21 protein-coding genes are annotated in these 19,155 nt (G+C 50.2%); 7 read left to right on the forward strand and 14 right to left on the reverse strand.

Translation table 11 applies throughout. The annotated features are described in order from the left end of the window. Positions 1–227 precede the first annotated feature (227 nt). From R0134_RS09285 to purU, 3 genes are all read left to right on the forward strand, one after another. The gene (locus tag R0134_RS09285) at positions 228–1,184 is read left to right on the forward strand and encodes an OmpA family protein (protein ID WP_319781609.1); all 957 of its coding nucleotides are present in this window, start codon (positions 228–230) and stop codon (positions 1,182–1,184) included. A 125-nt stretch (positions 1,185–1,309) separates the two neighbouring features. Beyond that, positions 1,310–1,813 carry a YchJ family protein gene (locus R0134_RS09290; protein ID WP_319781611.1) on the forward strand — a complete coding sequence of 168 codons (504 nt, stop codon included), beginning with the start codon at positions 1,310–1,312 and terminating at the stop codon, positions 1,811–1,813. A gap of 69 nt (positions 1,814–1,882) precedes the next feature. Beyond that, positions 1,883–2,719 carry a formyltetrahydrofolate deformylase gene (purU, locus tag R0134_RS09295; RefSeq protein ID WP_319781612.1) on the forward strand — a complete coding sequence of 279 codons (837 nt, stop codon included), beginning with the start codon at positions 1,883–1,885 and terminating at the stop codon, positions 2,717–2,719. A 207-nt stretch (positions 2,720–2,926) separates the two neighbouring features. Here purU and R0134_RS09300 read toward each other — a convergent pair whose 3' ends face one another. After that, positions 2,927–3,211 (reverse strand): DUF1244 domain-containing protein, encoded by a 285-nt coding sequence (locus R0134_RS09300; RefSeq protein WP_319781613.1) that lies wholly within the window; start codon positions 3,209–3,211, stop codon positions 2,927–2,929. 141 nt (positions 3,212–3,352) lie between these two features. Here R0134_RS09300 and yfbR point away from each other — a divergent pair, with 141 nt between their 5' ends. Continuing rightward, complete coding sequence (gene yfbR / locus R0134_RS09305) at positions 3,353–3,961, forward strand: 5'-deoxynucleotidase (RefSeq protein WP_319781615.1); 609 nt, start codon at positions 3,353–3,355, stop codon at positions 3,959–3,961. Between the two features lie 337 nt (positions 3,962–4,298). Here the strand turns inward: yfbR and R0134_RS09310 are convergent, their stop codons facing one another. From R0134_RS09310 to R0134_RS09370, 13 genes are all read right to left on the reverse strand, one after another. Then, the gene (locus R0134_RS09310; protein ID WP_319781617.1) at positions 4,299–4,847 is read right to left on the reverse strand and encodes a DUF3833 domain-containing protein; all 549 of its coding nucleotides are present in this window, start codon (positions 4,845–4,847) and stop codon (positions 4,299–4,301) included. A 1-nt stretch (position 4,848) separates the two neighbouring features. Then, positions 4,849–5,346, reverse strand: a complete 498-nt coding sequence (locus R0134_RS09315) for a chalcone isomerase family protein (protein WP_319781618.1) — start codon at positions 5,344–5,346, stop codon at positions 4,849–4,851. Continuing rightward, on the reverse strand, positions 5,339–5,848 hold the full coding sequence (locus R0134_RS09320; protein ID WP_319781619.1) for a DUF2878 domain-containing protein: 510 nt from the start codon (positions 5,846–5,848) through the stop codon (positions 5,339–5,341). Before R0134_RS09320 ends, R0134_RS09315 begins: the two co-directional genes overlap by 8 nt. Next, entirely contained in the window at positions 5,821–7,071 is a 1,251-nt protein-coding gene (locus tag R0134_RS09325) for a cyclopropane-fatty-acyl-phospholipid synthase family protein (protein WP_319781621.1), read from the reverse strand. The genes R0134_RS09320 and R0134_RS09325 overlap by 28 nt, the downstream gene beginning before the upstream one ends. Before the next feature lie 11 nt (positions 7,072–7,082). Next, entirely contained in the window at positions 7,083–7,820 is a 738-nt protein-coding gene (locus R0134_RS09330) for a DUF1365 domain-containing protein (RefSeq protein WP_319781622.1), read from the reverse strand. An 8-nt stretch (positions 7,821–7,828) separates the two neighbouring features. Further along, a complete protein-coding gene (locus R0134_RS09335) occupies positions 7,829–9,121 on the reverse strand; it encodes an NAD(P)/FAD-dependent oxidoreductase (RefSeq protein WP_319781624.1) in 1,293 nt (430 codons plus the stop codon). After that, positions 9,118–9,846: an SDR family NAD(P)-dependent oxidoreductase gene (locus R0134_RS09340; protein ID WP_319781625.1), complete on the reverse strand. Its 729-nt coding sequence runs from the start codon at positions 9,844–9,846 to the stop codon at positions 9,118–9,120. Before R0134_RS09340 ends, R0134_RS09335 begins: the two co-directional genes overlap by 4 nt. Beyond that, complete coding sequence (locus R0134_RS09345; protein ID WP_319781626.1) at positions 9,843–10,265, reverse strand: nuclear transport factor 2 family protein; 423 nt, start codon at positions 10,263–10,265, stop codon at positions 9,843–9,845. The genes R0134_RS09340 and R0134_RS09345 overlap by 4 nt, the downstream gene beginning before the upstream one ends. Further along, positions 10,262–11,752: a deoxyribodipyrimidine photo-lyase gene (phrB, locus tag R0134_RS09350; protein WP_319784341.1), complete on the reverse strand. Its 1,491-nt coding sequence runs from the start codon at positions 11,750–11,752 to the stop codon at positions 10,262–10,264. The genes R0134_RS09345 and phrB overlap by 4 nt, the downstream gene beginning before the upstream one ends. Beyond that, positions 11,730–12,605, reverse strand: coding sequence for a MerR family transcriptional regulator (locus R0134_RS09355; RefSeq protein ID WP_319781627.1), 876 nt, complete (start codon positions 12,603–12,605; stop codon positions 11,730–11,732). Before R0134_RS09355 ends, phrB begins: the two co-directional genes overlap by 23 nt. Beyond that, on the reverse strand, positions 12,595–13,563 hold the full coding sequence (locus R0134_RS09360) for a DUF523 and DUF1722 domain-containing protein (protein ID WP_319781628.1): 969 nt from the start codon (positions 13,561–13,563) through the stop codon (positions 12,595–12,597). Before R0134_RS09360 ends, R0134_RS09355 begins: the two co-directional genes overlap by 11 nt. Positions 13,564–13,857: 294 nt before the next feature. Beyond that, positions 13,858–14,136, reverse strand: a complete 279-nt coding sequence (locus tag R0134_RS09365) for a YeaC family protein (RefSeq protein WP_319781629.1) — start codon at positions 14,134–14,136, stop codon at positions 13,858–13,860. Between the two features lie 111 nt (positions 14,137–14,247). Beyond that, positions 14,248–15,678: a glyceraldehyde-3-phosphate dehydrogenase gene (locus R0134_RS09370; RefSeq protein ID WP_319781630.1), complete on the reverse strand. Its 1,431-nt coding sequence runs from the start codon at positions 15,676–15,678 to the stop codon at positions 14,248–14,250. 167 nt (positions 15,679–15,845) lie between these two features. Between R0134_RS09370 and R0134_RS09375 the strand changes: the two genes are divergently transcribed. From R0134_RS09375 to R0134_RS09385, 3 genes are all read left to right on the forward strand, one after another. After that, the gene (locus tag R0134_RS09375) at positions 15,846–16,664 is read left to right on the forward strand and encodes a DUF2989 domain-containing protein (RefSeq protein ID WP_319781631.1); all 819 of its coding nucleotides are present in this window, start codon (positions 15,846–15,848) and stop codon (positions 16,662–16,664) included. A 133-nt stretch (positions 16,665–16,797) separates the two neighbouring features. Beyond that, positions 16,798–17,793 carry a type I glyceraldehyde-3-phosphate dehydrogenase gene (gene gap / locus R0134_RS09380; protein ID WP_319781632.1) on the forward strand — a complete coding sequence of 332 codons (996 nt, stop codon included), beginning with the start codon at positions 16,798–16,800 and terminating at the stop codon, positions 17,791–17,793. Between the two features lie 151 nt (positions 17,794–17,944). Then, positions 17,945–19,137, forward strand: a protein-coding gene (locus R0134_RS09385) for an IS3 family transposase (protein WP_413641388.1) whose coding sequence is annotated in 2 segments (ribosomal slippage) — positions 17,945–18,260 and positions 18,260–19,137 — 1,194 coding nt in all. Because the reading frame shifts where the segments join, the coding sequence is not laid out codon by codon here. Positions 19,138–19,155 lie beyond the last annotated feature (18 nt).

Genomic DNA, 19,155 nt, shown 5'->3' on the forward strand with positions numbered 1-19,155 from the left:
CCTATAGACTAGCCTCCATCTTGTGGCTAATGGTAAAAACCGCTAGTCTGAATTGATACGGGAATACTCAAACAGGACTGAGAGTTTTTTATAGGACTCCTTCTTGTTGGCCAAATAACAACAAAGGTTACCCGTACATCACAGTAGTCGAGGTACACTGCTAGCTCGACGAGCGTGATACATTTATTTCGACTCGAATCGAAAGCTCGTAAAATGAGGAAGACAACATGAAAAAGACAGTGGCTCCTACTTTAATTGCCTTGGCGCTCGCCGCCGCAGGTATGTCTGCAACTGTACAAGCTGATTGGTACTTAGGTGCTGGTGCAGGTTATGCAGAATTCAGTGATATCGAAAGAAACAATTCCGGCCTAGACGGCGATGGCGAAGCCGTTAGCTTGTTTACTGGTTATAACTTCAACGACTACTTCGGTGTTGAGCTGGGCTTTAACCATTTTGGCCAAGACCTCGACACTAATGCGCTGAACTTATCAGCCATTGGTCGTATGCCACTCAGCGAGCGCATGTCTTTGTTTGCTGAGCTGGGTGCTTTAGGTTATGACGTAGATGCTGGCGAAGGCGACACAGGCGTTGCTCCTATGGCCGGTTTAGGTCTGACCTACCGCGCGTCTGACTTAGTTGACTTTCAAGCTCGCTATCGTCGCATCGAAGACATGGGCGATTCTGGTAAGAACGGCCTAGGCTTTGACACCGACGTTAACAATTACATGTTAGAAGTGGTACTGCACCCTAACCGTGGCGACAGCACACCACCACCAGTTGCACCTGTTGTTCAACAGCCAGCACCTGAAACCACCTACGAAACCCGCAGCGTAACTGCTGATGGTTCTATCTACTTTGGTTTTGATAAGTCTGACTTGTCAGGCGAATCACGCGCTACCTTAGATGAAGTAGCACGTTTCGCTCAACAGAACCCTAACTACCAAGTAGAGCTGGCCGGCTATGCTGACCGTTTAGGTACTGCTGAATACAACCGTAAGTTGTCTGAGCGCCGTGCCCTTGCTGCTAAAGACTACTTGGTTCAGCGCGGTGTTGCCGCTCAGAACATCCAGACCGCTTGGTATGGTAGTGAGTTAGCTGAAGGTCAAACTGAAGAAGAGCGCCAGCGCGATCGTCGTGTTGATGCAAAAGCACAAGCGACCATCGAAGTTGAAATCGTAGAGTAATATTTACCTCGCAGTAAATATCAAACGGCTCCTCGGAGCCGTTTTTTTATGGTGTTTTTTATCTTATCCCTCGCCCACCGTGGCATACTCAGATTTCATTCATTTCAGAGCACTCAGGATATCTCATGCTTTGCCATTGCCAAAGTCTGCAACCGCTTGAGGATTGCTGCGCCCCTTATTTAAACAGAGAGTTAAGCGGACAAGTTACTCCCGCCACCCCACTCGCTTTGATGCGCTCCCGTTACAGTGCCTTTGTCACAGGTAATGGCGATTACCTGTTAGCCAGCTGGCACCCAGATACCCAAGGCAGCTTAACCGCCGAGGAGCTCACCGAGCATGGTCTTAACTGCCAATGGTTAGGCTTAACGATTATCTTTACCCGCATAGAGGCAGATGGCTTGCAGGGCGTAGTCGAATTTAAAGTGCGTTATCGCGAGCAAGGCCGCGTGGTACTATTGCATGAACAATCGTATTTTGAGCAGGTTGCCGGCCGCTGGTTGTATCGTGATGGCCTGATTAATCCGCCCAAAATTGGCGCCAATCAGCCCTGCCCCTGCGGGGCTGTGCAAAACAGTGCTGTGCAAAACGGCACGGCTAAAAAATACAAACAGTGCTGCGCCAAGCGCTAACATGCCTTGAGCTCTTAACTGGCCTAGACTGCCTTTCCCTAATCATTAACTAGCTGATAGAACATTATAATGGAACGAAAAATACTGCTCACACATTGCCCCGATGCCAAAGGGCTTATCTCTAAAATCACCAACATCTGTTATAAGCATCAGCTAAACATTATGCGCAACGATGAGTTTGTGGACTACGAGAATGGCCACTTCTTTATGCGCACCGAGCTGGAAGGCTACTTTAACGATCACACCTTGCTTGCAGATCTCGACGATGCGCTGCCTAAAGGCAGTGAGCGCCGCTTAGTGCCCGCCGGTAATAAGCGGGTGGTGATCATGGTGACCAAAGAAGCCCATTGTTTGGGTGATATTCTGATCAAACAATTTTCCGGTGCCATGACGCTGGATATTGCCGCCGTAGTGGGTAACTACGACGCGCTCAAAGACTTGACGGGCAAGTTCGATATTCCTTTTCATAGCATATCTCACGAAGGCTTAAATCGTGTTGAGCATGAGCAAAAGATGGCAGAAATTATCGATGAGTATCAGCCAGACTACGTGATCCTCGCGAAATATATGCGCATTTTAAGCCCCGATTTCGTGGCCCGTTATGAGCAGCGCTTGATCAATATTCATCACTCATTTTTGCCAGCCTTTATTGGCGCCAGCCCTTATCGCCAAGCCTATGAGCGCGGCGTGAAGATGATTGGTGCTACGGCGCACTTTGTGACCAATGAGTTGGATGAAGGGCCCATTATCGAGCAAGACGTGATCCACGTGAATCACGTGTTAAGTGCCCAAGATATGGCAAAAGCTGGCCGAGATGTGGAAAGGTCGGTGTTGAGCCGCGCACTGACTTTAGTGCTGGAAGAAAAGGTGTTTGTATACGGTAATAAGACGGTCGTGTTCAAATAATAGCCCTACAGGCAGCGGTAAATTTTAAGTCGTAAGCGGTCGCTGCCTGTACTCGTAGAGGCAGCGGCCGGTGGCGCGTTAGCGTCACGTATTTTCTTAGCCGTCATACTGGGTCTAGCCTGGGATGACGGACCCGGTATCTACTCTTTGGTCTTTCAAGACGTTTAGCTACGCTAAACCAGCCGGCTGAAGCGGCTTCTACGAAAGCTATTTTTTGGCAAACGCCGCTAGCTGTTCGGCCGTGGCGGCTGGCTGGTACTTATCTTTCCACTCTTCATACGGCATGCCATACACCTGCTCGCGCGCTTGGTCATAGTCCAGTGCTACGCCTTGCTCTTGTGCAGCAGCTAAATACCACTTACTTAAACAGTTACGGCAAAACCCCGCCAAGTTCATCAGATCAATATTTTGTACGTCTTTGCGGGCATCAAGGTGTGCCACTAAGGCGCGAAAGGCCGCGGCTTCTAATTCAGTCTGCGTATGCTTATCCATGTCTTTTCTCCAACCTGTATATTTTACAAATAAGGGCTTAATTCAAGGCGATTACTGTCATTATATCCATATAGTGAGCAAGAGCCATCTCTTGCCCTGCCGCTCGACGATTGGCGGTAATGATTAACGAGGTAACTGTACATGAAAGACTCACATGTAAGTCGCAGTCATTTTTTTGCGCACATGGCACGCATGAAGTTGATCCAACGCTGGCCCTTAATGCGCAGCATAGAGCAAGAAAACGTGGCCGAGCACAGCTTGCAAGTGGCCATGGTGGCGCACGCGTTGGTGGTGATCAAAAACACCTTTTTTAATGGCACGCTTGACCCGGCCAAAGCCGCCATGCAGGCGTTGTTTCATGATGCCAGTGAAGTGCTAACCGGCGATTTACCCACCCCCGTTAAATACTATAACGAGGAGATGGCGCGGGCCTACAAAGAGATAGAGAGTAATGCTGAGCAAAGCTTAGTAAAGATGTTGCCGACCGAGCTGCAAGCCGCCTATGCTCCGCTGCTGAGCGCCCATGCCAATGATGAATACGCTCATACAGTGAAGTCAGCAGACTTGCTGTGCGCCTATTTAAAGTGTGCCGAAGAGCTAAGCGCTGGGAATCAAGAGTTTGCCGCCGCTCAAAAGCGCCTCACCGCCATGTTAGAAGCGCGCATGAACCCAGAGATTCGTTACTTTCTCGACGTATTCGCGCCCAGCTTCTCGCTATCGCTGGATGATATCTCCAGCGCGCAGTTTTGATTGGATAGCGCCGAGCGCCCAGTTAACAAAAACATGCTTTTTCCTGATTACGTATGAACCTCAGCCATAATGCACCCTGTTTCGGTTTGTTCTTTGTAGCTGCCAAATTTATTCGGCAGGCCAGCTCTGCTGGCTGTTACTGAGGTTTAGATTTAAACCAAAACACCAAACCGGGCCGAATAAATTGGCCCCTACAAGGTCAAAATACCAAAATGAGCCTCATATTCTTTACCGAAGAGGCGGCGTCTACCTGTAACCTATTGAATTCATTGGTGCTTAAATCTCTGAAACATGGCTGAGCTTTGTGGGTAATCAAGTGCTTTTTTATCACTGAGCGCTAGCTTTTGCGCTCAATCCACAAGGTGACTTCGCCGACTTTAAAACCAAACTTAGTCATTTCGGCGCGGTTTAATACCCGCTTGTCATCCAGCTGATACATCCAATCGTTAAAATTAATGCTCCATACCTTGCCATCTACGGGTACCGCTAGGGTATAGCGCCAATTAAGCGCGAAACCTTGGGTCTGCCCCTTAGCAGGCACCACTACGTCATCGGCTGTACCGGTATAGTGGCCATCTGCCGTTTTTTCTATGTGCCACACGCGGCGCTGGCGCTCGCCGTCGTCATAGACGAAGTCTTCCTCTAGCGTACCTTTATTACCCTGCCAAGTGCCCACCATGGCCACCGTAAAACGGCGCAACACCTTACCGGATCTGTCTTGCACCATGCCGTGGGCGGTCAGCTCACCGTTAAAGTATTCATCGAGCGCAAACTGCGGGCTGGTATTGGCATAATCGTTAATATCACTGCTGCACGACATCAAGCCGAGGCTTAGGGTTAAAGTGGTGAATATAGACAGGACTATGGTTTTAATTCGGCTGCGCATACTAATTTCCTTTTAATTGGCGGGTCAGCTTAGGATCACGGCTATTATTGGCGAGCCAGATGGCGAGAAACGCAGGACCAAAGGCGGGATCTTTGATCACGCCCAGCTGCACTTGATTAAAGTAAAAATGGCTAATACCTGTCTCCTCGACCCGTATCGCTAACTCATCGCCTTTTTTAATATTGGGCCAAAGTGCGCTCAGTTGTGATAGCCAGTTGGGCTGCGCCTTAATACCTAAACGCTGCCATTCGGTGACAGTGGCTTCAATTAAGGCATCTCGGCTGATATTTTTTTGATAAAGCAAGCGCAGCGCCTGAGGGTAGCGGGTCGCTTGGTAGCGACCATCAATGCTGTACAGTTGCGCCTGATAGAGATCAAAAAACATCCACTTCATCTGGCCTTGGCCCACCAACTGCAAGTTTGACTGAGCATTGGCCGAGACCATTTGCGGCAGCAGTAACAGCAATAGTGTAAATAAGACGCTGAATAATTTAGTCATTGAGCCTCCTGCCCTGTCGAGTATTACCGTATATCACTCTCGTTAAACGCACCAAGATCACTAATAATAAAGCCCACAACGGCACCAAGATAACGATGCTCGTCCATGGCCCTAACGGCAAGTCAACCGCGCCTAACCGCCAGCCGCTAAGATAAGAGCTAGGGCCCGAGACCGCGCCTAACAGTGCTTGTTGCCACACAGGACGTGCCGCCAGCCAGCGCAGACTGTGGCCGAGGGTGAGCACAAAGCCGACCCACAATAACACCAGCCAAATCGGCCAGTGGCTAAAGGCGAACACGCCGATCCAAGTCAGCAGGCCATCAAGGCTTAAGCCTAACAGCGCTAAGCTCAACACTTTTAAGTCAGCTACTCGGCTCGGCGTAAACATAAAATGCGCCAAAATAAGTAAGCCTAACAACCAAGCTAGGCTGTTTTGGCCTATTACTGCCAGCAGCCAGAAGCCGTAAAACCCGACTAGTTGAGTCCATTGCCATTTAGACATCGGCGCTCTCCTGGTTTAGCTGCGGTTAAGTGCGCCAATCCTATGCTTCCTTCACGAAATCCACCTTCGCAATAAGCAAAATAGAAGGCCCACAACCGATGAAAATCACGGCTGTAACCTAAGTCTTTGAGTGCCGGCTCCAGTTGCTGAAAACGGCCCGCCCAAATATTTAAGGTCTGGGCATAATGCTGGCCGTAATCCTGAAGTACGGTCAGCGTCATATCAGTTTGTTCTTTTAAGTGGCGACACATTTCACTGACCGAGGGCAAGCAGCCACCGGGGAAAATATAGCGTTGAATAAAGTCCACCCCAGAGCGATAGCTGTCGTAGCGCTGATCGGCGATGGTAATAGCCTGAATAAACAGCTTACCTTCTGGTTTGAGCAGTCGATTGAGCGCCTTAAAATAGACGGGTAAATACTCATGGCCCACGGCTTCAATCATTTCTACCGACACCAATTTGTCGTATTGGCCAGTTAAGTCGCGATAGTCTTCCAGCAACAGCGTCACTTTATCGGTTAAGCCTGCCTGCGCAACGCGCTCTTGGGCAGTTTTAAGCTGCTCGGCCGATAAGGTGGTGGTGGTGACCCGACAACCATAATGCTCGGCGGCAAAACAGGCCAGCCCGCCCCAACCGGTGCCAATTTCCAGTAAATGATCCTCTGGCTTTAGCTCTAATTGTTGGCAAATCAAATGTAATTTATGCGCTTGGGCCGCTTCCAAGGTGCTGTTTGGTTCTGGAAACACCGCCGAAGAATATTGCATTAAGGGGTCAAGAAACAGCCGATACATTTCATTGCCCAAGTCGTAATGAGCGGCGATATTGGCGCGACTGCCACTGAGTGAGTTGCGATTAAACTTGTGCTTGAGCTTGTGCCACGGCGTGGTTAACCAGGCAAGGCGACGCTCAAATCGGTCTAAGGTGGCCATATTGCGGGCAAATAACTGCACCACCGCCGATAGGTCGGCACTGTACCAATTGCCTTCTACCCAAGCTTCTGCCGCCCCTATGCTGCCACCCAACATCAGTTGGCGATAAAAACGCGGTTCATGTACCTGAATGTGCGCCTGTAAGGGGGCGTCTCGCTGCCCAAACTCAAAAGTCTGTTGACCTTCTTTGATGGTCAAGCCGGCATCGGTTAAGCCACTGAGTAACGAAAAAGCTAAGCGTCGCGCCCAGCGATCCAAATGCCGTGGTTGCGAACGTATTAACGTCGTTTCCATGGGTACTTCCTTCAAGAGGGTGAGTGATAAGGGATGCGCTTTAAAAATAAGCGTAATGCCTGCCAATAAATGCCGCGCACTATGGTCAGCGTCATCCAAGGCCATTGCAGTAAGGCAGTTTTAAGTACGGTGCGGTCAAAATCATGGCGACGCAGGCTCAAGGTGGCATCAAATAACAGCTCGGGGTCGCGATTCTCAATGTGCACTAGCACCTTAGATCGACCAAGCGTTGGCGGCGTAATGCGCCAGTGATATTTCATGTCCATATCCATAAAGGGCGACACATGAAACGCCTTATCGGTAGGGTGCTGTTTTTCCAAGTCCACTAAGTAGCAGTGGCGCTGATTCCACGGCGTGTTATGCACCTCCATTAGCGCGAAGCGTGCCTGCTCACCTTGATAGCAAAAAAACACATTAATGGGGCTAAAGTAGATACCAAAGCAGCGCACTTGACCGAGCATCACCACGCGATTCAATGACGCGGCCTCACCGCCTAAACGTGCAACTTCTTGCAGCACCGCCTCTTTTAACAGTACTTTTGGATCGCCAAAGTAATCCCGACGGCAAAAACTTAAGGGCGCAAAGCGCTCAACAGCAAACAGCCGACTGTTAGCGGCCACCCTCTCCAGCTCATCCAAATCCAGCGCCAGCATATAGAGGCCATAACTGAAGTGATGGGCTTGATGGGCCTCAGTGGCAAAACGACGATGGCGCACTTGGCCTTGATAAATGGCGCTATTTGGATTCATTGGCAGGCTCATAAGCTGATGCCAAACCGCGCACACACATCAAGCGCGCTGTTCACGCCATCTTCATGAAAGCCGTTGTACCAATAGGCGCCACAAAAATGGGTGTGTTGTTGGCCACAAATCTCGGCTCGTCGTGCTTGTGCAGCAATGGCCGCTTGGTTGTACACCGGATGGGCATAGCTAAAGCGGCGCAGTATCTGCTCAGACGCAATGGCATCGCCGCGATTGAGGGTCACACACAGCGTTTGCTCGGATTGAATGCCCTGCAAAATATTCATGTTGTAGGTCACGGCGGGTAATGCATCTTCACTGCCATCGAGCCAATAATTCCAACTGGCCCAAGCGCGGGGCTCTTTAGGCAGCAAGCGAGTATCTGTGTGTAAGATAACCTCGTTATCTCGATATTCCAGCCCGCCTAATACGGCGCGCTCAAGCTCGGTGGCATCCGTTAACATGTGCAGCGCTTGATCCGAATGACAGGCCAACACCACCTCATCAAAGTCTTCACTGCCCATTGCCGTGGTAATGGTGACGCCTTGCTCATGGCGCGTGATACCCAGCACAGGCGTATTTAAGCGAATATCTGTGAGCGGTGCGGTTAGGCCTGGGATATAGCTGCGCGAGCCGCCTTCCACCACGTACCACTGGGGCCTGTCTATCAGGTTCAGCAGGCCATGATGGTTAAAAAAGCGCAGGAAAAAGGCTAACGGAAAATCGCGGCTGTCTGCCAAGGACGACGACCAAATGGCCGCCACCATCGGTAGAATATAATGACCGGTAAAGAACGCAGAAAACCCGTATTGCTCGAGAAAATCCCCCAAGGTGTCGGTATTATTAAGTGCATCGTCCTTAAGTACCTTTTTGCACAGTAAGTTAAAGCGCACTATTTCCGCTAATAAGCCGTAAAACTTCAGGCTAAACAGATTTGAGCGTTGGGCAAACATAGAGCCTAGGGTATGGCCATTATATTCCAGCCCAGTTTGCTGTTGCTGTACGCTAAAGCTCATTTCGGTCGGCTTGGCATTCACGCCAATGCGCGCCAATAAGCGCTCAAAGTTGGGATAGGTGCGGTCGTTAAACACGATAAAACCGGTATCCACCGTCAGTGTTTTACCCTTTAACTGAATATCAACCGTGGCCGTGTGCCCGCCCAAATAATCGTTGGCTTCAAATACCGCCACCTTATGCTGCTGGCTGAGCAGCCAAGCGCTGGTTAATCCGGAAATACCGCTGCCGACGATCGCAATCTTTTTAGGGGCGACTTTTCCCAAACTCGTGTCTTTAAGGTCAATGCGACTCATGACACTTTCCTTACCATGCGCTGACTTAAACGACGCCATAAGCCGTGCGGCAGCCAAGACAACACGCGCAGTACGCTAATTAAACCAAAGGGAAAACTGATCTCAGACTTGCCCTTGGCTAAACCGCTGCGGATTGTATGGCTGGCCTGTTCAGGACTGACTTGGCCGGGCATGGCGAAGTCATTTTTTTGGGTGAGTGGCGTATCCACAAAGCCTGGGCGAATAAGGCTCACCGCAATATTATGGGGCATTAAATCTATGGCTAAAGTACGTACGAAATAATCCAACCCTGCCTTAGACGCACCGTAGGCCTCGGCGCGAGTGAGCGGTAAAAAGCTCACCGATGAGCTCACCACCGCTAAGCGCCCGCCTTGTTTAATGTGCGGTATTAACGCCGCCACGCAGTTGGCGGTGCCAATCAGATTTACGTTCACTACCCGTGCAAACAGTTCGGCGTCAAACTGGCGCACATCTTCGACGTATTCACAGTTGCCCGCATTGAGTAGCACCAGATCCAAGGGCGCTAGCCTTGCCACGGCAGTGTTAATCTCGTCCGCCTGCTGCATATCAAAAATACAGGCTTCAAACGCTATGCCGACCAGTACTTGCTGTAGTTTGTTCAGATCTCTGGCGCAGGCTACTACTTGCCAACCGTCGGCGGCGTAATCTTTGGCCAGCTGCAAGCCCATACCAGAGCTGGCTCCCGTAATAAGGATGCGTTTCATTGGCTTAGTCTCCGCTTTAGCGTTTTAACCAAGGTGCCCATGACTGGAATATGCTCATAGAGCATGGCGCCGAGGTCGAAGTAGTCCCGATGAAAGTCGATTTGCTCACTAAAGTGCAATTGACTCAGGCCAGGTACGCAGATTTCGCTTCCGCCATTAAGCTTGGGATGGGCAAAACGCATCTGCCAACGTACAAAGGCTTCACCGTCTTGCTCCATCACTTGCGCTATTTCAAACTGGCAAGACTTCACATTACTGAACAAGCCCTCGAAATAGCGCACTAACTCTTCGATGCCCGCCAATTCATGACTGGGATCTTGAAAGTGAATATCGCGTGCATAGATGTCGCGCAGCACACTCAAATTGTCCGCGGACAAACGCTGATATTCACGACAAAACACCGCCAGTGCTGGGCTCATACTGGCTCCTGATCGAGCTGTGCAAGCCATAGCTCGCTCTGTTTATCCGTGACCGTATCGGCTTTATTTTTTATGTCGTCAGACTGGTCTTTAAGCGCATTAAACATGGCGATGGCATGCAGCCGCGCACGCTTGTGATCTACGATGGGCTTGGGGTAGCCGTGACCCGGCTGATTGTTATCCAGCCAATCATGAGGAGTATGAATGCGCTTGGCGGGCACCTCAGCGAGCTCTGGCAACCATTGGCGGATAAAGTCGCCTTCGGCATCGAAGCGCTCACCTTGAGTGGTGGGATTAAACACTCGAAAATAGGGCGCGGCATCGGCTCCTGTGCCGGCCGCCCATTGCCAGCCACCATTGTTGGCTGCCAGCTCGCCATCAATCAGGCGCGACATAAAATAGTCTTCCCCTTGGCGCCAGCTCAGGTGCAAGTCTTTGGTTAAAAAGCTGGCCACTATCATGCGCAGCCGATTATGCATCCAGCCGGTGGTATTGAGGCAACGCATGGCCGCATCCACAATCGGAAACCCCGTGTGCCCGCTACACCAAGCCGAAAAACCAACTTTATCTTGGCTCCATTGCAAACTTTCTGTGTCTGGCTTAAAGGCGCGATTCATGGAGAGACGCGGAAAGGCCACTAATAAGTGGCGATAAAACTCCCGCCAAATCAGCTCGTTCAACCACACGAAGCCTTGCTCACCACGACTCATAGGCAAGTGCCCCAACTGTTGTTCAATGGCCGCTAAACATTGCGACGGCGAAATCACCCCCAGCGCTAAATACGGCGACAAGCTGCTGGTGCCATTAATCGCCGGATAATCCCGCTGCTCGCCATAGTCATATAAACCCGACTCACAAAATAATCGTAGGCGGTCGAGGGCCGCAAGCTCACCCACCGGCCAAGCCGCACTGCTCACCCGTTCGCCGGTTAGCTCGATGGCGGTTACCGATACAGGTGCGCTCTGGGCCTTAGGCACCGGATGCAAGCGATAGCCGCTGGCGCGCAACTGACTAAGCCAAGTTTTAGCAAAAGGCGTAAACACCTTGTACATATCGCCACTTTGGGTGGTGAGACTGCCGTGTTTAAACACGCAGTCGCCGTTAAATACCCGGATCTCCAGCAAGTCTTTCAGACGCTGCTGCACCGCTTTATCGCGGCGGCGCTCATCAAGGCCGATTTCTCGGTTGGCGTATAAGGCATCATGGGGGTGCTCGACTAGCCAACTGACCAACAACTCGGGTACATCACTAAAAGTATCGGCGTAGAGTACCGTTAAGGGGATGCCTAATGCTGCCAGCTCTGTGCTTAATGCCTGCAGGTGGCGGCTCAAAAAGTCTCTTTGTATGGGGCTACGGCCGTGCTGCTGCCATTGGGTCGAACAGTCAATGTAAATGGCGTTGATCTGTGCACCCTCGGCGGCGGCTTCATAAAGGGCGGGATTATCCGCAACTCGTAAGTCAGCTCTAAACCAGACTAAATGACGCATCATGCTCCCTCTTAAGGTCACTGACGCACACCGAGAAGGGTCGGTTTAGCCAGCCTTGCTGCTGATAAAGTGTGCCCAGCTCACCAACATAAAAACAGTGTTCGGGCAACAGAGTGTGCGCATCCAAAAACCAGCTATGGCTTAAGCCGGCACCTAACACAATCACTAAGGCATCAAACTTCAGGCGCCCCACCGCCAGCGGCAAAGTGTGCGGATCCAGCACGCCTAAATCTAGGCTGCGACACTCAAGCCCCTGTAACTCAAACTGGGCTAATAAGGCGTGTTGCTCACGCACTTGACCCACGCGGGCCACCGCCATCACGGGCCCGCTTTTAATGGTTAACATCTGATGCAGCAAGCGCATTAACAAAGCCCGCGCGCTTTGTTCGATCAGTTGCGCATCAGGCCTGTGCAATTGCGCCAATGCCATTAGCCAAGGCTCAATCACTTTGCGCAGCACCAGTTCAGCGGGATACAAACTTGCCAGCTCTAATAGCTCGGCTTCTAAGCGGCCTAAGTTAAGCGCCAATGATGAGTCCAGCAGCTGCGCTTGAGCTTGCTGCCAGTTAGAGCCGCTCGCCTCAGGGCTTGGCGTATTGAGTAAGCCTTTCACTTGCCCAATACTCACCCCCTGCTCCAGCCAATGCAGAATATGGCGAATGGTGCTAACGTCATCTTCGCTGTACAGGCGGTGGCCTTTTTCGGTACGCGCCGGTTTAAGCAAGCCGTAACGACGCTGCCAAGCACGCAAGGTCACCGGGTTAATGCCGGTGAGGCGCGCCACATCCCGAATTGGGTATGTTGGAATAGAGTTAGGCGCAACGTTCATAATAGAGTGAGGTTCAGATGCCATAGCGCAGTCGCAATGCCTCCGGATGGGGATTTAAATACACCTGCTGTTGCAGATAATCATTAGGAAATTCGTTGAGGTAATGACGAAATAAAGTGATAGGGGCAAATAAGGGCAAAATACCTTGGTGGTATTGGTTAATGGTGTCCGCTAACTCTTGGCGCTGGCCACTGTTCAGTAGGCGCTTAAAGTAGCCTTGCAAATGCTGCAGCACGTTAGTGTGATTATTACGGGTCACCGGTAGACTCAAGGCGTGCATCAGCTCAGCAATATAGGTGTCTGCGATGGCCTCTAGGTTGCACGATAAATCCGATAACAACTTGCCCAGTTGCAGGTAGCTGTCTCTATGGTGTGCCATCAATAGATATTTATAACGGCTATGAAATGCAATAAGGCCGGCGGCAGTCATGCCTTTATGGCACAAACACTGCCAGTCGTGCAGCGCAAACACGCGCGTCACGAAATTTTCACGCAGCAAGGGATCGTTTAAGCGGCCATCTTCCTCCAGCGGCAATAAAGGTTGTGCCTTCATTAATTCGGCTGCATAAATACCGATGCCATCTTTGGCATTACCTTGACCGCTTTCATGATAAACCCGCACCCGCTCCATGCCACAGCTGGGGGATTTGGCGCACAACACATAACCGCTTAAGCCGCCAAACTGGGCCGCCATGGTGCGACCGTAATCGCGTAACGCCTCGGTCACATCTTCGCCTTTGGCGGTTTGTGCAATAATATTGCTGGCGCCCTTTTGTGAGCTTGCGCTGATCAGCCGAATGCTGGGTCTGGGTGTGCCGAGGCCAATGGCCATCTCAGGACAAAAAGGCACAAACTCCACATGATTGATTAACTGCTCGGTACAAAAGTCCGAACGCTTATGGCCACCATCGAAGCGCACCTTTTGACCGATTAAGCAGCCACTGATACCAACGCGAATAATTTTAGGATCAAACTTGTACATATATCACCTTGTTGTACAACTATTTATAATAAGATAGTCGTTGTTGTACAAGAAGATCAAGTTTGTATAAGAAAAATTTCAGCAGGGGGAGAAATAAAAGCGCCCAGCACAAAGCGCCGAGGTAAGTAAAAACCTAGGCAGAACAACTTTTTGAGCATTTCAGGCATAAAAAACAGCTGTCGCATAAGCTGCAGCTGTTATTAGTATCAGGACACGCGGCAACTAACACAGACGCAGCTAAAGACGATATTTATGTTTCGCTTGGTGCGGGGCGCTCGGCGCTGTATGTAGGCGTTAATCTAACTTCTGGCGGGCTATTTCTACGGCATCGCTATATTGGCGTAGCAATTCGGCTTTGCTTTTCATCATGATCTCGCCCCCTTTGCCCACTGACATGTGCTCAGGATTATCAACGTGCAGCGCTTGCCACATTAACACTGCCTGCAAGCTGCTTGCTTTTTGTTCAGGCGTTAACGCAATGCCATCTGGCCATTTGCCAATTTCGACGGCGGTTTTAAGGCGCAGATACACATCTTCTGGCATATTGGTAATCACTTGCTGAAATGAGGACATGGGTTTCTCCTAACAGAGCATAAATCTAATCAGCCTAATGTAAAAGGGCGACCTCTGGCCGCCCTTCTCTACTATTACGGCATCGAGTGACCGTTTTTTCTTATCGCGAACTTAGCGCGGTAAGTCCATCAGCTCGATACCCGCCATTTTTTGCATGACACGTACTACCTGACAGCTATAACCAAACTCGTTGTCATACCATACATAGAGTACGGCGCGGTCATCTTCGGCAATGGTCGCCAACGAATCCACGATGCCGGCGAAGCGCGAGCCTACCATGTCGGTAGACACTAACTCGCTGCTGGTGCTGAAATCAATTTGCTGATGCAAAGGTGAGTCCAGTGACATGGCCAACAAGTACTCGTTTAACTCTTGGGCGTTGGTCGGCTTATTTAAGTTAAGGTTGATCACCGCCATGGACACGTTTGGTGTAGGCACGCGAATGGCGTTACCGGTCAACTTGCCTTTTAGCTCAGGCAGCGCCTTGGCGACGGCTGAGGCGGCACCGGTGCTGGTTAATACCATGTTCAGTGCAGCACTGCGGCCACGACGGTCACCTTTATGAAAGTTATCAATCAGGTTTTGGTCGTTAGTATAAGAATGCACAGTTTCCACGTGGCCGTTCTTGATACCGTACTTATCGCTCACCGCTTTAAGTACTGGCGTGATGGCGTTAGTGGTACAAGAGGCTGCTGACACTATATTGTCGGTAGGTAAAATCATGTTGTCGTTAACGCCAAACACGATATTTTTAATGTCACCCTTGCCCGGTGCAGTCAGCAATACGCGTGCCGCGCCTTTGGCTTGCAGGTGCTGGCCTAGGCCGTCTTCATCACGCCAAATACCGGTATTATCAACGATTAAGGCATCGTTAATGCCGTATTGGGTGTAATCAATTTCAGCGGGGCTATTGGCGTAGATCACCTGAATGTAGGTGCCGTTGGCGATAATGGCATGGTTTTCCATGTCCACTTCAATAGAGCCGTTAAAAGGACCGTGTACCGAGTCGCGACGCAATAAGCTGGCGCGCTTTTCTAAATCATCCGCCGAGCCACGCACCACAATCGCGCGCAGACGCAGACCATGGTTGCCGCCTGAACGTTCAATCAATAACCGCGCCACCAAGCGGCCAATACGACCGAAACCATACAAAACCACATCGGTCGCTTTGTTGGCATGATCCTGATTGAGTGCTGGTGCCAGTTCCTGTTGTAAAAATGCCACTAAGCCAGACTCGTCTTTATGGGTCTCCCAGTAGCTGACAGCCAGTTTGCCCAAGTCTATACTCGCGGGCGCTAAATCCAGCTCGCTCAATACTTTTAAGATAGGGTAGCTTTGGCTAACCAACAGGGCTTTGCCTTCATGGCGGCTGGCCACACGGTGCGCCTTGATAAGCTCAATGGTTGACGCATTGAGTAAGGGACGCGCATGCACGCTAATTTCTACGCCCTGATTGCGGTATAATTTGCCGATCAGGGGCTGCATAGATTCTGCCAATTCTTGGCTTTGCTGCCAAGCAGACAGGTAACTCTCGTGGGTCATTGACCGAGTCCTTTTATCAGGTAACTGTCATAAGCAATTATCATGAGATAATTGTCATGAGGATTGATGTACAAGGCAAAGCCCGCGCATCAGCTCTATTAAGTGCGCCCATTTTAGTAGATAGGGGGTATGATTACCAGACTAAGGACTAGCAGATAAGTACTCATATGAAGATAAAACAGACGATATTGCTGCTCGCATTCCCTTTCTTTTTAGCAGCCTGTGACCGAGATCGCATCCCCAATATTTGTGAAGACACCCCACAATTCTGTGTAGATTTACATGCAGACAGCTGGTGTAAGTTTGAACGTACTGCCTTAATCCGTGCGCGTAAGCAACAAGCCACGCTCCCCAGTGCCATGCATGATTATGACTTACTGAACAAACTACAGACTTATCATAACTGCTTAGATCCGCTATTAACCATTGAGTATACGCGGAAAAAAGAGCGGAAAAACGATAAGGTAGAAGCGGTATATCATGCTAAAGAAGCCATCAACCAACTGGCTATCGATACCCAAGGCTCGGATCATCCGCAATTGTTACTGTGGCATTGGCAGCATAAAGGCAGCCAGCAAGCCAAGGCGCGTTTTATTAAGCTCGCCGACCGTGCCGAAATGCAAGACCCCGAGCTGCAAAATGCCCTCGCCGAATTATTGCTGCTGCGTGATAGCGCCGCTGCCGAGCAGGCGTTGCACAACGCCCTCAGTCTGTATAACAAAGGCGACTCCCTAAACCCGGATATTATCGCCAACCTGCTGACGCTATATATCCGCCAGCAGCGCTATCAAGATGCCTGGATTTGGACGCGAGTGTTGAGCAAATTAGACTACCAAGAAAACATAGAACTCAGCCGTTTAGATACTTATGCCCAGTTTAGTGCCGGCGAACAGCAACAGCTGCAACAAGATGTCGAGCGAATTTTAGAACAGTTGGCGCGAGGTACTTATTCTGCTCCCAGCCACATAACCAAACCGAAAGTCTAATGTTAAATGAACGGCTGGCGCTAAATGTTATTCGTAAGCGTAAGCTGTGCTCATCGGCATAACAGCATTGACGCTGGCTGTTATTTTTGTCAGCGTAGCCATAAAATTATCTCCCTTTGCATAGAGTAGTAAGATGACAATTAAGCTAGCAATTAACGGTTTTGGTCGCATCGGTCGACTGATGTTTCGTGCCGCTTGTGAACGCAGCGACATGGAAGTGGTCGCCATCAACGACTTGCAAGACCTTGAGTACATGGCATATATGCTGAAATACGACTCGACTCACGGTCGTTTTCAAGGCGAAGTGCAAATTGCAGATGGAAAATTAATTGTTAATGGCAAGCCAGTGCGCGTTACTGCCGAGCGCAACCCACGCGATTTAAACTGGGGCGAGCTGGACGTAGACGTGGTCGCCGAAGCGACCGGTATCTTTATGACCGATGAACAAGCCCGCGCGCACATTCACGCTGGCGCTAAAAAAGTGGTATTAACGGGTCCCTCAAAAGATGACACCCCTATGTTTGTGATGGGGGTTAATCAAGAGCAATACGCGGGCCAAGACATCGTCTCTAACGCCTCTTGTACCACTAACTGTTTGGCGCCGCTGGCTAAAGTCATTAATGATAACTTTGGCATAGTGGAAGGCTTAATGACCACGGTGCATTCCATGACCGCTACCCAAAACACCGTTGATGGGCCGTCCAAAAAAGATTGGCGCGGTGGGCGCGGTGCCAGCCAAAATATTATCCCCTCCTCCACCGGTGCCGCTAAGGCCGTGGGCAAGGTGATCCCAGAGCTCAACGGTAAGCTTACTGGCATGTCGTTTCGCGTGCCCACTGCCAACGTGTCTGTGGTCGATTTAACAGTACGCCTAGAAAAAGCTACTTCTTACGCACAAATTTGCGCCACCCTTAAAGCCGCAGCCGAAGGCGATTTAAAGGGTATTATGGGCTATACGGAAGATGCGGTAGTCTCCACTGACTTTATGAGCGACACCCACACTTGCGTATTTGATGCGGCTGCGGGCATAGCACTTAACGATAACTTCGTAAAATTAGTGGCTTGGTATGACAACGAAATGGGCTATTCCCATAAGACACTAGACCTAATCGCACACATCTCAAAGTAAGTCACTAACAGCACCAAGCGCTAAGCCTCCGTTTAATAAACACGGGGGCTTTTTTGTCTGCATTAAAATAGGGTGAAGCGTAAATTGGAGGGGCTCTTACCCCTTGGAATGGCCCCGAATAAGTAGACACTTCTTCAGAGTGAGGAAGTGTATGCAATACCGAACCAAACGTAAATTTAGTAATGAATTTAAGCGGGAAGCCGTTAAGCTCTCTGTTTCATCACCTAAAACATTAGCTGAAATCTCCAGTGAACTAGGGGTGCATCCGAACGTATTAAGCCGTTGGCGTCGAGAGTGGATAATGGACAAATCAGATTCGAAACAGGATAAGCCCGTTAAAAATGAAGGGCCAGATAAAAGCCTTCGTCAGTTAGAGCAAGAGAATAAGCGTCTTAAGAAAAAGCTAGAGCGCGCTGAACTGGAGCTCGATATCTTAAAAAAGCTGGAAGATTACGCTACCAAGACACGGCGATAAAATTTGCCTTCATCGACCGGTATCGCAGCATGAGCTGGACGGTACTGGTGATGTGTCGCGTACTCCAGGTATCTCGTGCGGGTTATTATTGTTGGAAGCAGCGCCAACGAGAGCCTTCGGTTCAGGCGGAGCGTCATCGCAGTTTGCTCGCCTTTTTATTGGCTGAAGCTGAACAGCAACATGGTATTGCGGGTTATCGGAAATTGTGGCGCGAAGCGGTTGACCAAGGCTTTGCTTGTGGTAAGAATCAAGTGCAACGCCTATTACAGAGTGTGGGCTATCGTTCTTGTGTCGCGCCAAAGCCCGGGCATCGTAAACATAAGCCAGGCATCGCTGCGACGCCGAATCTGTTAAACCGACAGTTTACGGTTGCAGAAGAGAACCGTGTTTGGGTGTCAGATATTACTCAAATACGCTGTGAAGAAGGCTGGCTCTATCTGGCGGTGATAATCGATCTTGCTACTAGACAGGTAGTGGGCAAGGCTCAAGGGCCGGTTAATAGCGCTGAATTAGTGATTAAGGCCTTAAAGCAGGCTTGGAAGAAGCAGAAGCCTGATGGCCGTGAGCTGATGTTCCACTCAGACCAGGGCAGCCAATATCATTGTATGGCGACCATGACGTGGTTGAATAAACGTAAAGTGACTATCAGCATGTCTCGCCGGGGAAACTGCTGGGATAATGCGTGTTCAGAAAGCTTTTTTGCTTTACTGAAAAAGGAATGGACCCGCCGTTTAGGGCTGTTAACTCGTAAAGAGATGGCAGAAGAAATACACTTCTACATCACGCAGTATTACCACAAAGTAAGACAACACACTGCGCTGGGAGGATTAACCCCCAACGCATATGCGCAGCAACTTAATGCTGCTTAAACTGGTGTCTACTTTAGT

The sequence above is a fragment of the Oceanisphaera sp. IT1-181 genome (assembly GCF_033807535.1).
Classification (GTDB): Bacteria; Pseudomonadota; Gammaproteobacteria; order Enterobacterales; family Aeromonadaceae; genus Oceanimonas.

What these genes read in the sequence shown, in the direction of transcription:
- R0134_RS09345 (WP_319781626.1), bottom strand. Translation starts at nt 10,265, where the DNA reads ATGAGCCCAGCACTGGCGGTGTTTTGTCGTGAATATCAGCGTTTGTCC.
- R0134_RS09355 (WP_319781627.1), bottom strand. Translation starts at nt 12,605, where the DNA reads ATGGCATCTGAACCTCACTCTATTATGAACGTTGCGCCTAACTCTATT.
- phrB (WP_319784341.1), bottom strand. Translation starts at nt 11,752, where the DNA reads ATGCGTCATTTAGTCTGGTTTAGAGCTGACTTACGAGTTGCGGATAAT.
- gap (WP_319781632.1), top strand. Translation starts at nt 16,798, where the DNA reads ATGACAATTAAGCTAGCAATTAACGGTTTTGGTCGCATCGGTCGACTG.
- R0134_RS09340 (WP_319781625.1), bottom strand. Translation starts at nt 9,846, where the DNA reads ATGAAACGCATCCTTATTACGGGAGCCAGCTCTGGTATGGGCTTGCAG.
- R0134_RS09290 (WP_319781611.1), top strand. Translation starts at nt 1,310, where the DNA reads ATGCTTTGCCATTGCCAAAGTCTGCAACCGCTTGAGGATTGCTGCGCC.
- R0134_RS09335 (WP_319781624.1), bottom strand. Translation starts at nt 9,121, where the DNA reads ATGAGTCGCATTGACCTTAAAGACACGAGTTTGGGAAAAGTCGCCCCT.
- R0134_RS09325 (WP_319781621.1), bottom strand. Translation starts at nt 7,071, where the DNA reads ATGGAAACGACGTTAATACGTTCGCAACCACGGCATTTGGATCGCTGG.
- purU (WP_319781612.1), top strand. Translation starts at nt 1,883, where the DNA reads ATGGAACGAAAAATACTGCTCACACATTGCCCCGATGCCAAAGGGCTT.
- R0134_RS09285 (WP_319781609.1), top strand. Translation starts at nt 228, where the DNA reads ATGAAAAAGACAGTGGCTCCTACTTTAATTGCCTTGGCGCTCGCCGCC.
- R0134_RS09375 (WP_319781631.1), top strand. Translation starts at nt 15,846, where the DNA reads ATGAAGATAAAACAGACGATATTGCTGCTCGCATTCCCTTTCTTTTTA.
- R0134_RS09310 (WP_319781617.1), bottom strand. Translation starts at nt 4,847, where the DNA reads ATGCGCAGCCGAATTAAAACCATAGTCCTGTCTATATTCACCACTTTA.
- R0134_RS09370 (WP_319781630.1), bottom strand. Translation starts at nt 15,678, where the DNA reads ATGACCCACGAGAGTTACCTGTCTGCTTGGCAGCAAAGCCAAGAATTG.
- yfbR (WP_319781615.1), top strand. Translation starts at nt 3,353, where the DNA reads ATGAAAGACTCACATGTAAGTCGCAGTCATTTTTTTGCGCACATGGCA.
- R0134_RS09365 (WP_319781629.1), bottom strand. Translation starts at nt 14,136, where the DNA reads ATGTCCTCATTTCAGCAAGTGATTACCAATATGCCAGAAGATGTGTAT.
- R0134_RS09320 (WP_319781619.1), bottom strand. Translation starts at nt 5,848, where the DNA reads ATGTCTAAATGGCAATGGACTCAACTAGTCGGGTTTTACGGCTTCTGG.
- R0134_RS09360 (WP_319781628.1), bottom strand. Translation starts at nt 13,563, where the DNA reads ATGTACAAGTTTGATCCTAAAATTATTCGCGTTGGTATCAGTGGCTGC.
- R0134_RS09300 (WP_319781613.1), bottom strand. Translation starts at nt 3,211, where the DNA reads ATGGATAAGCATACGCAGACTGAATTAGAAGCCGCGGCCTTTCGCGCC.
- R0134_RS09330 (WP_319781622.1), bottom strand. Translation starts at nt 7,820, where the DNA reads ATGAATCCAAATAGCGCCATTTATCAAGGCCAAGTGCGCCATCGTCGT.
- R0134_RS09315 (WP_319781618.1), bottom strand. Translation starts at nt 5,346, where the DNA reads ATGACTAAATTATTCAGCGTCTTATTTACACTATTGCTGTTACTGCTG.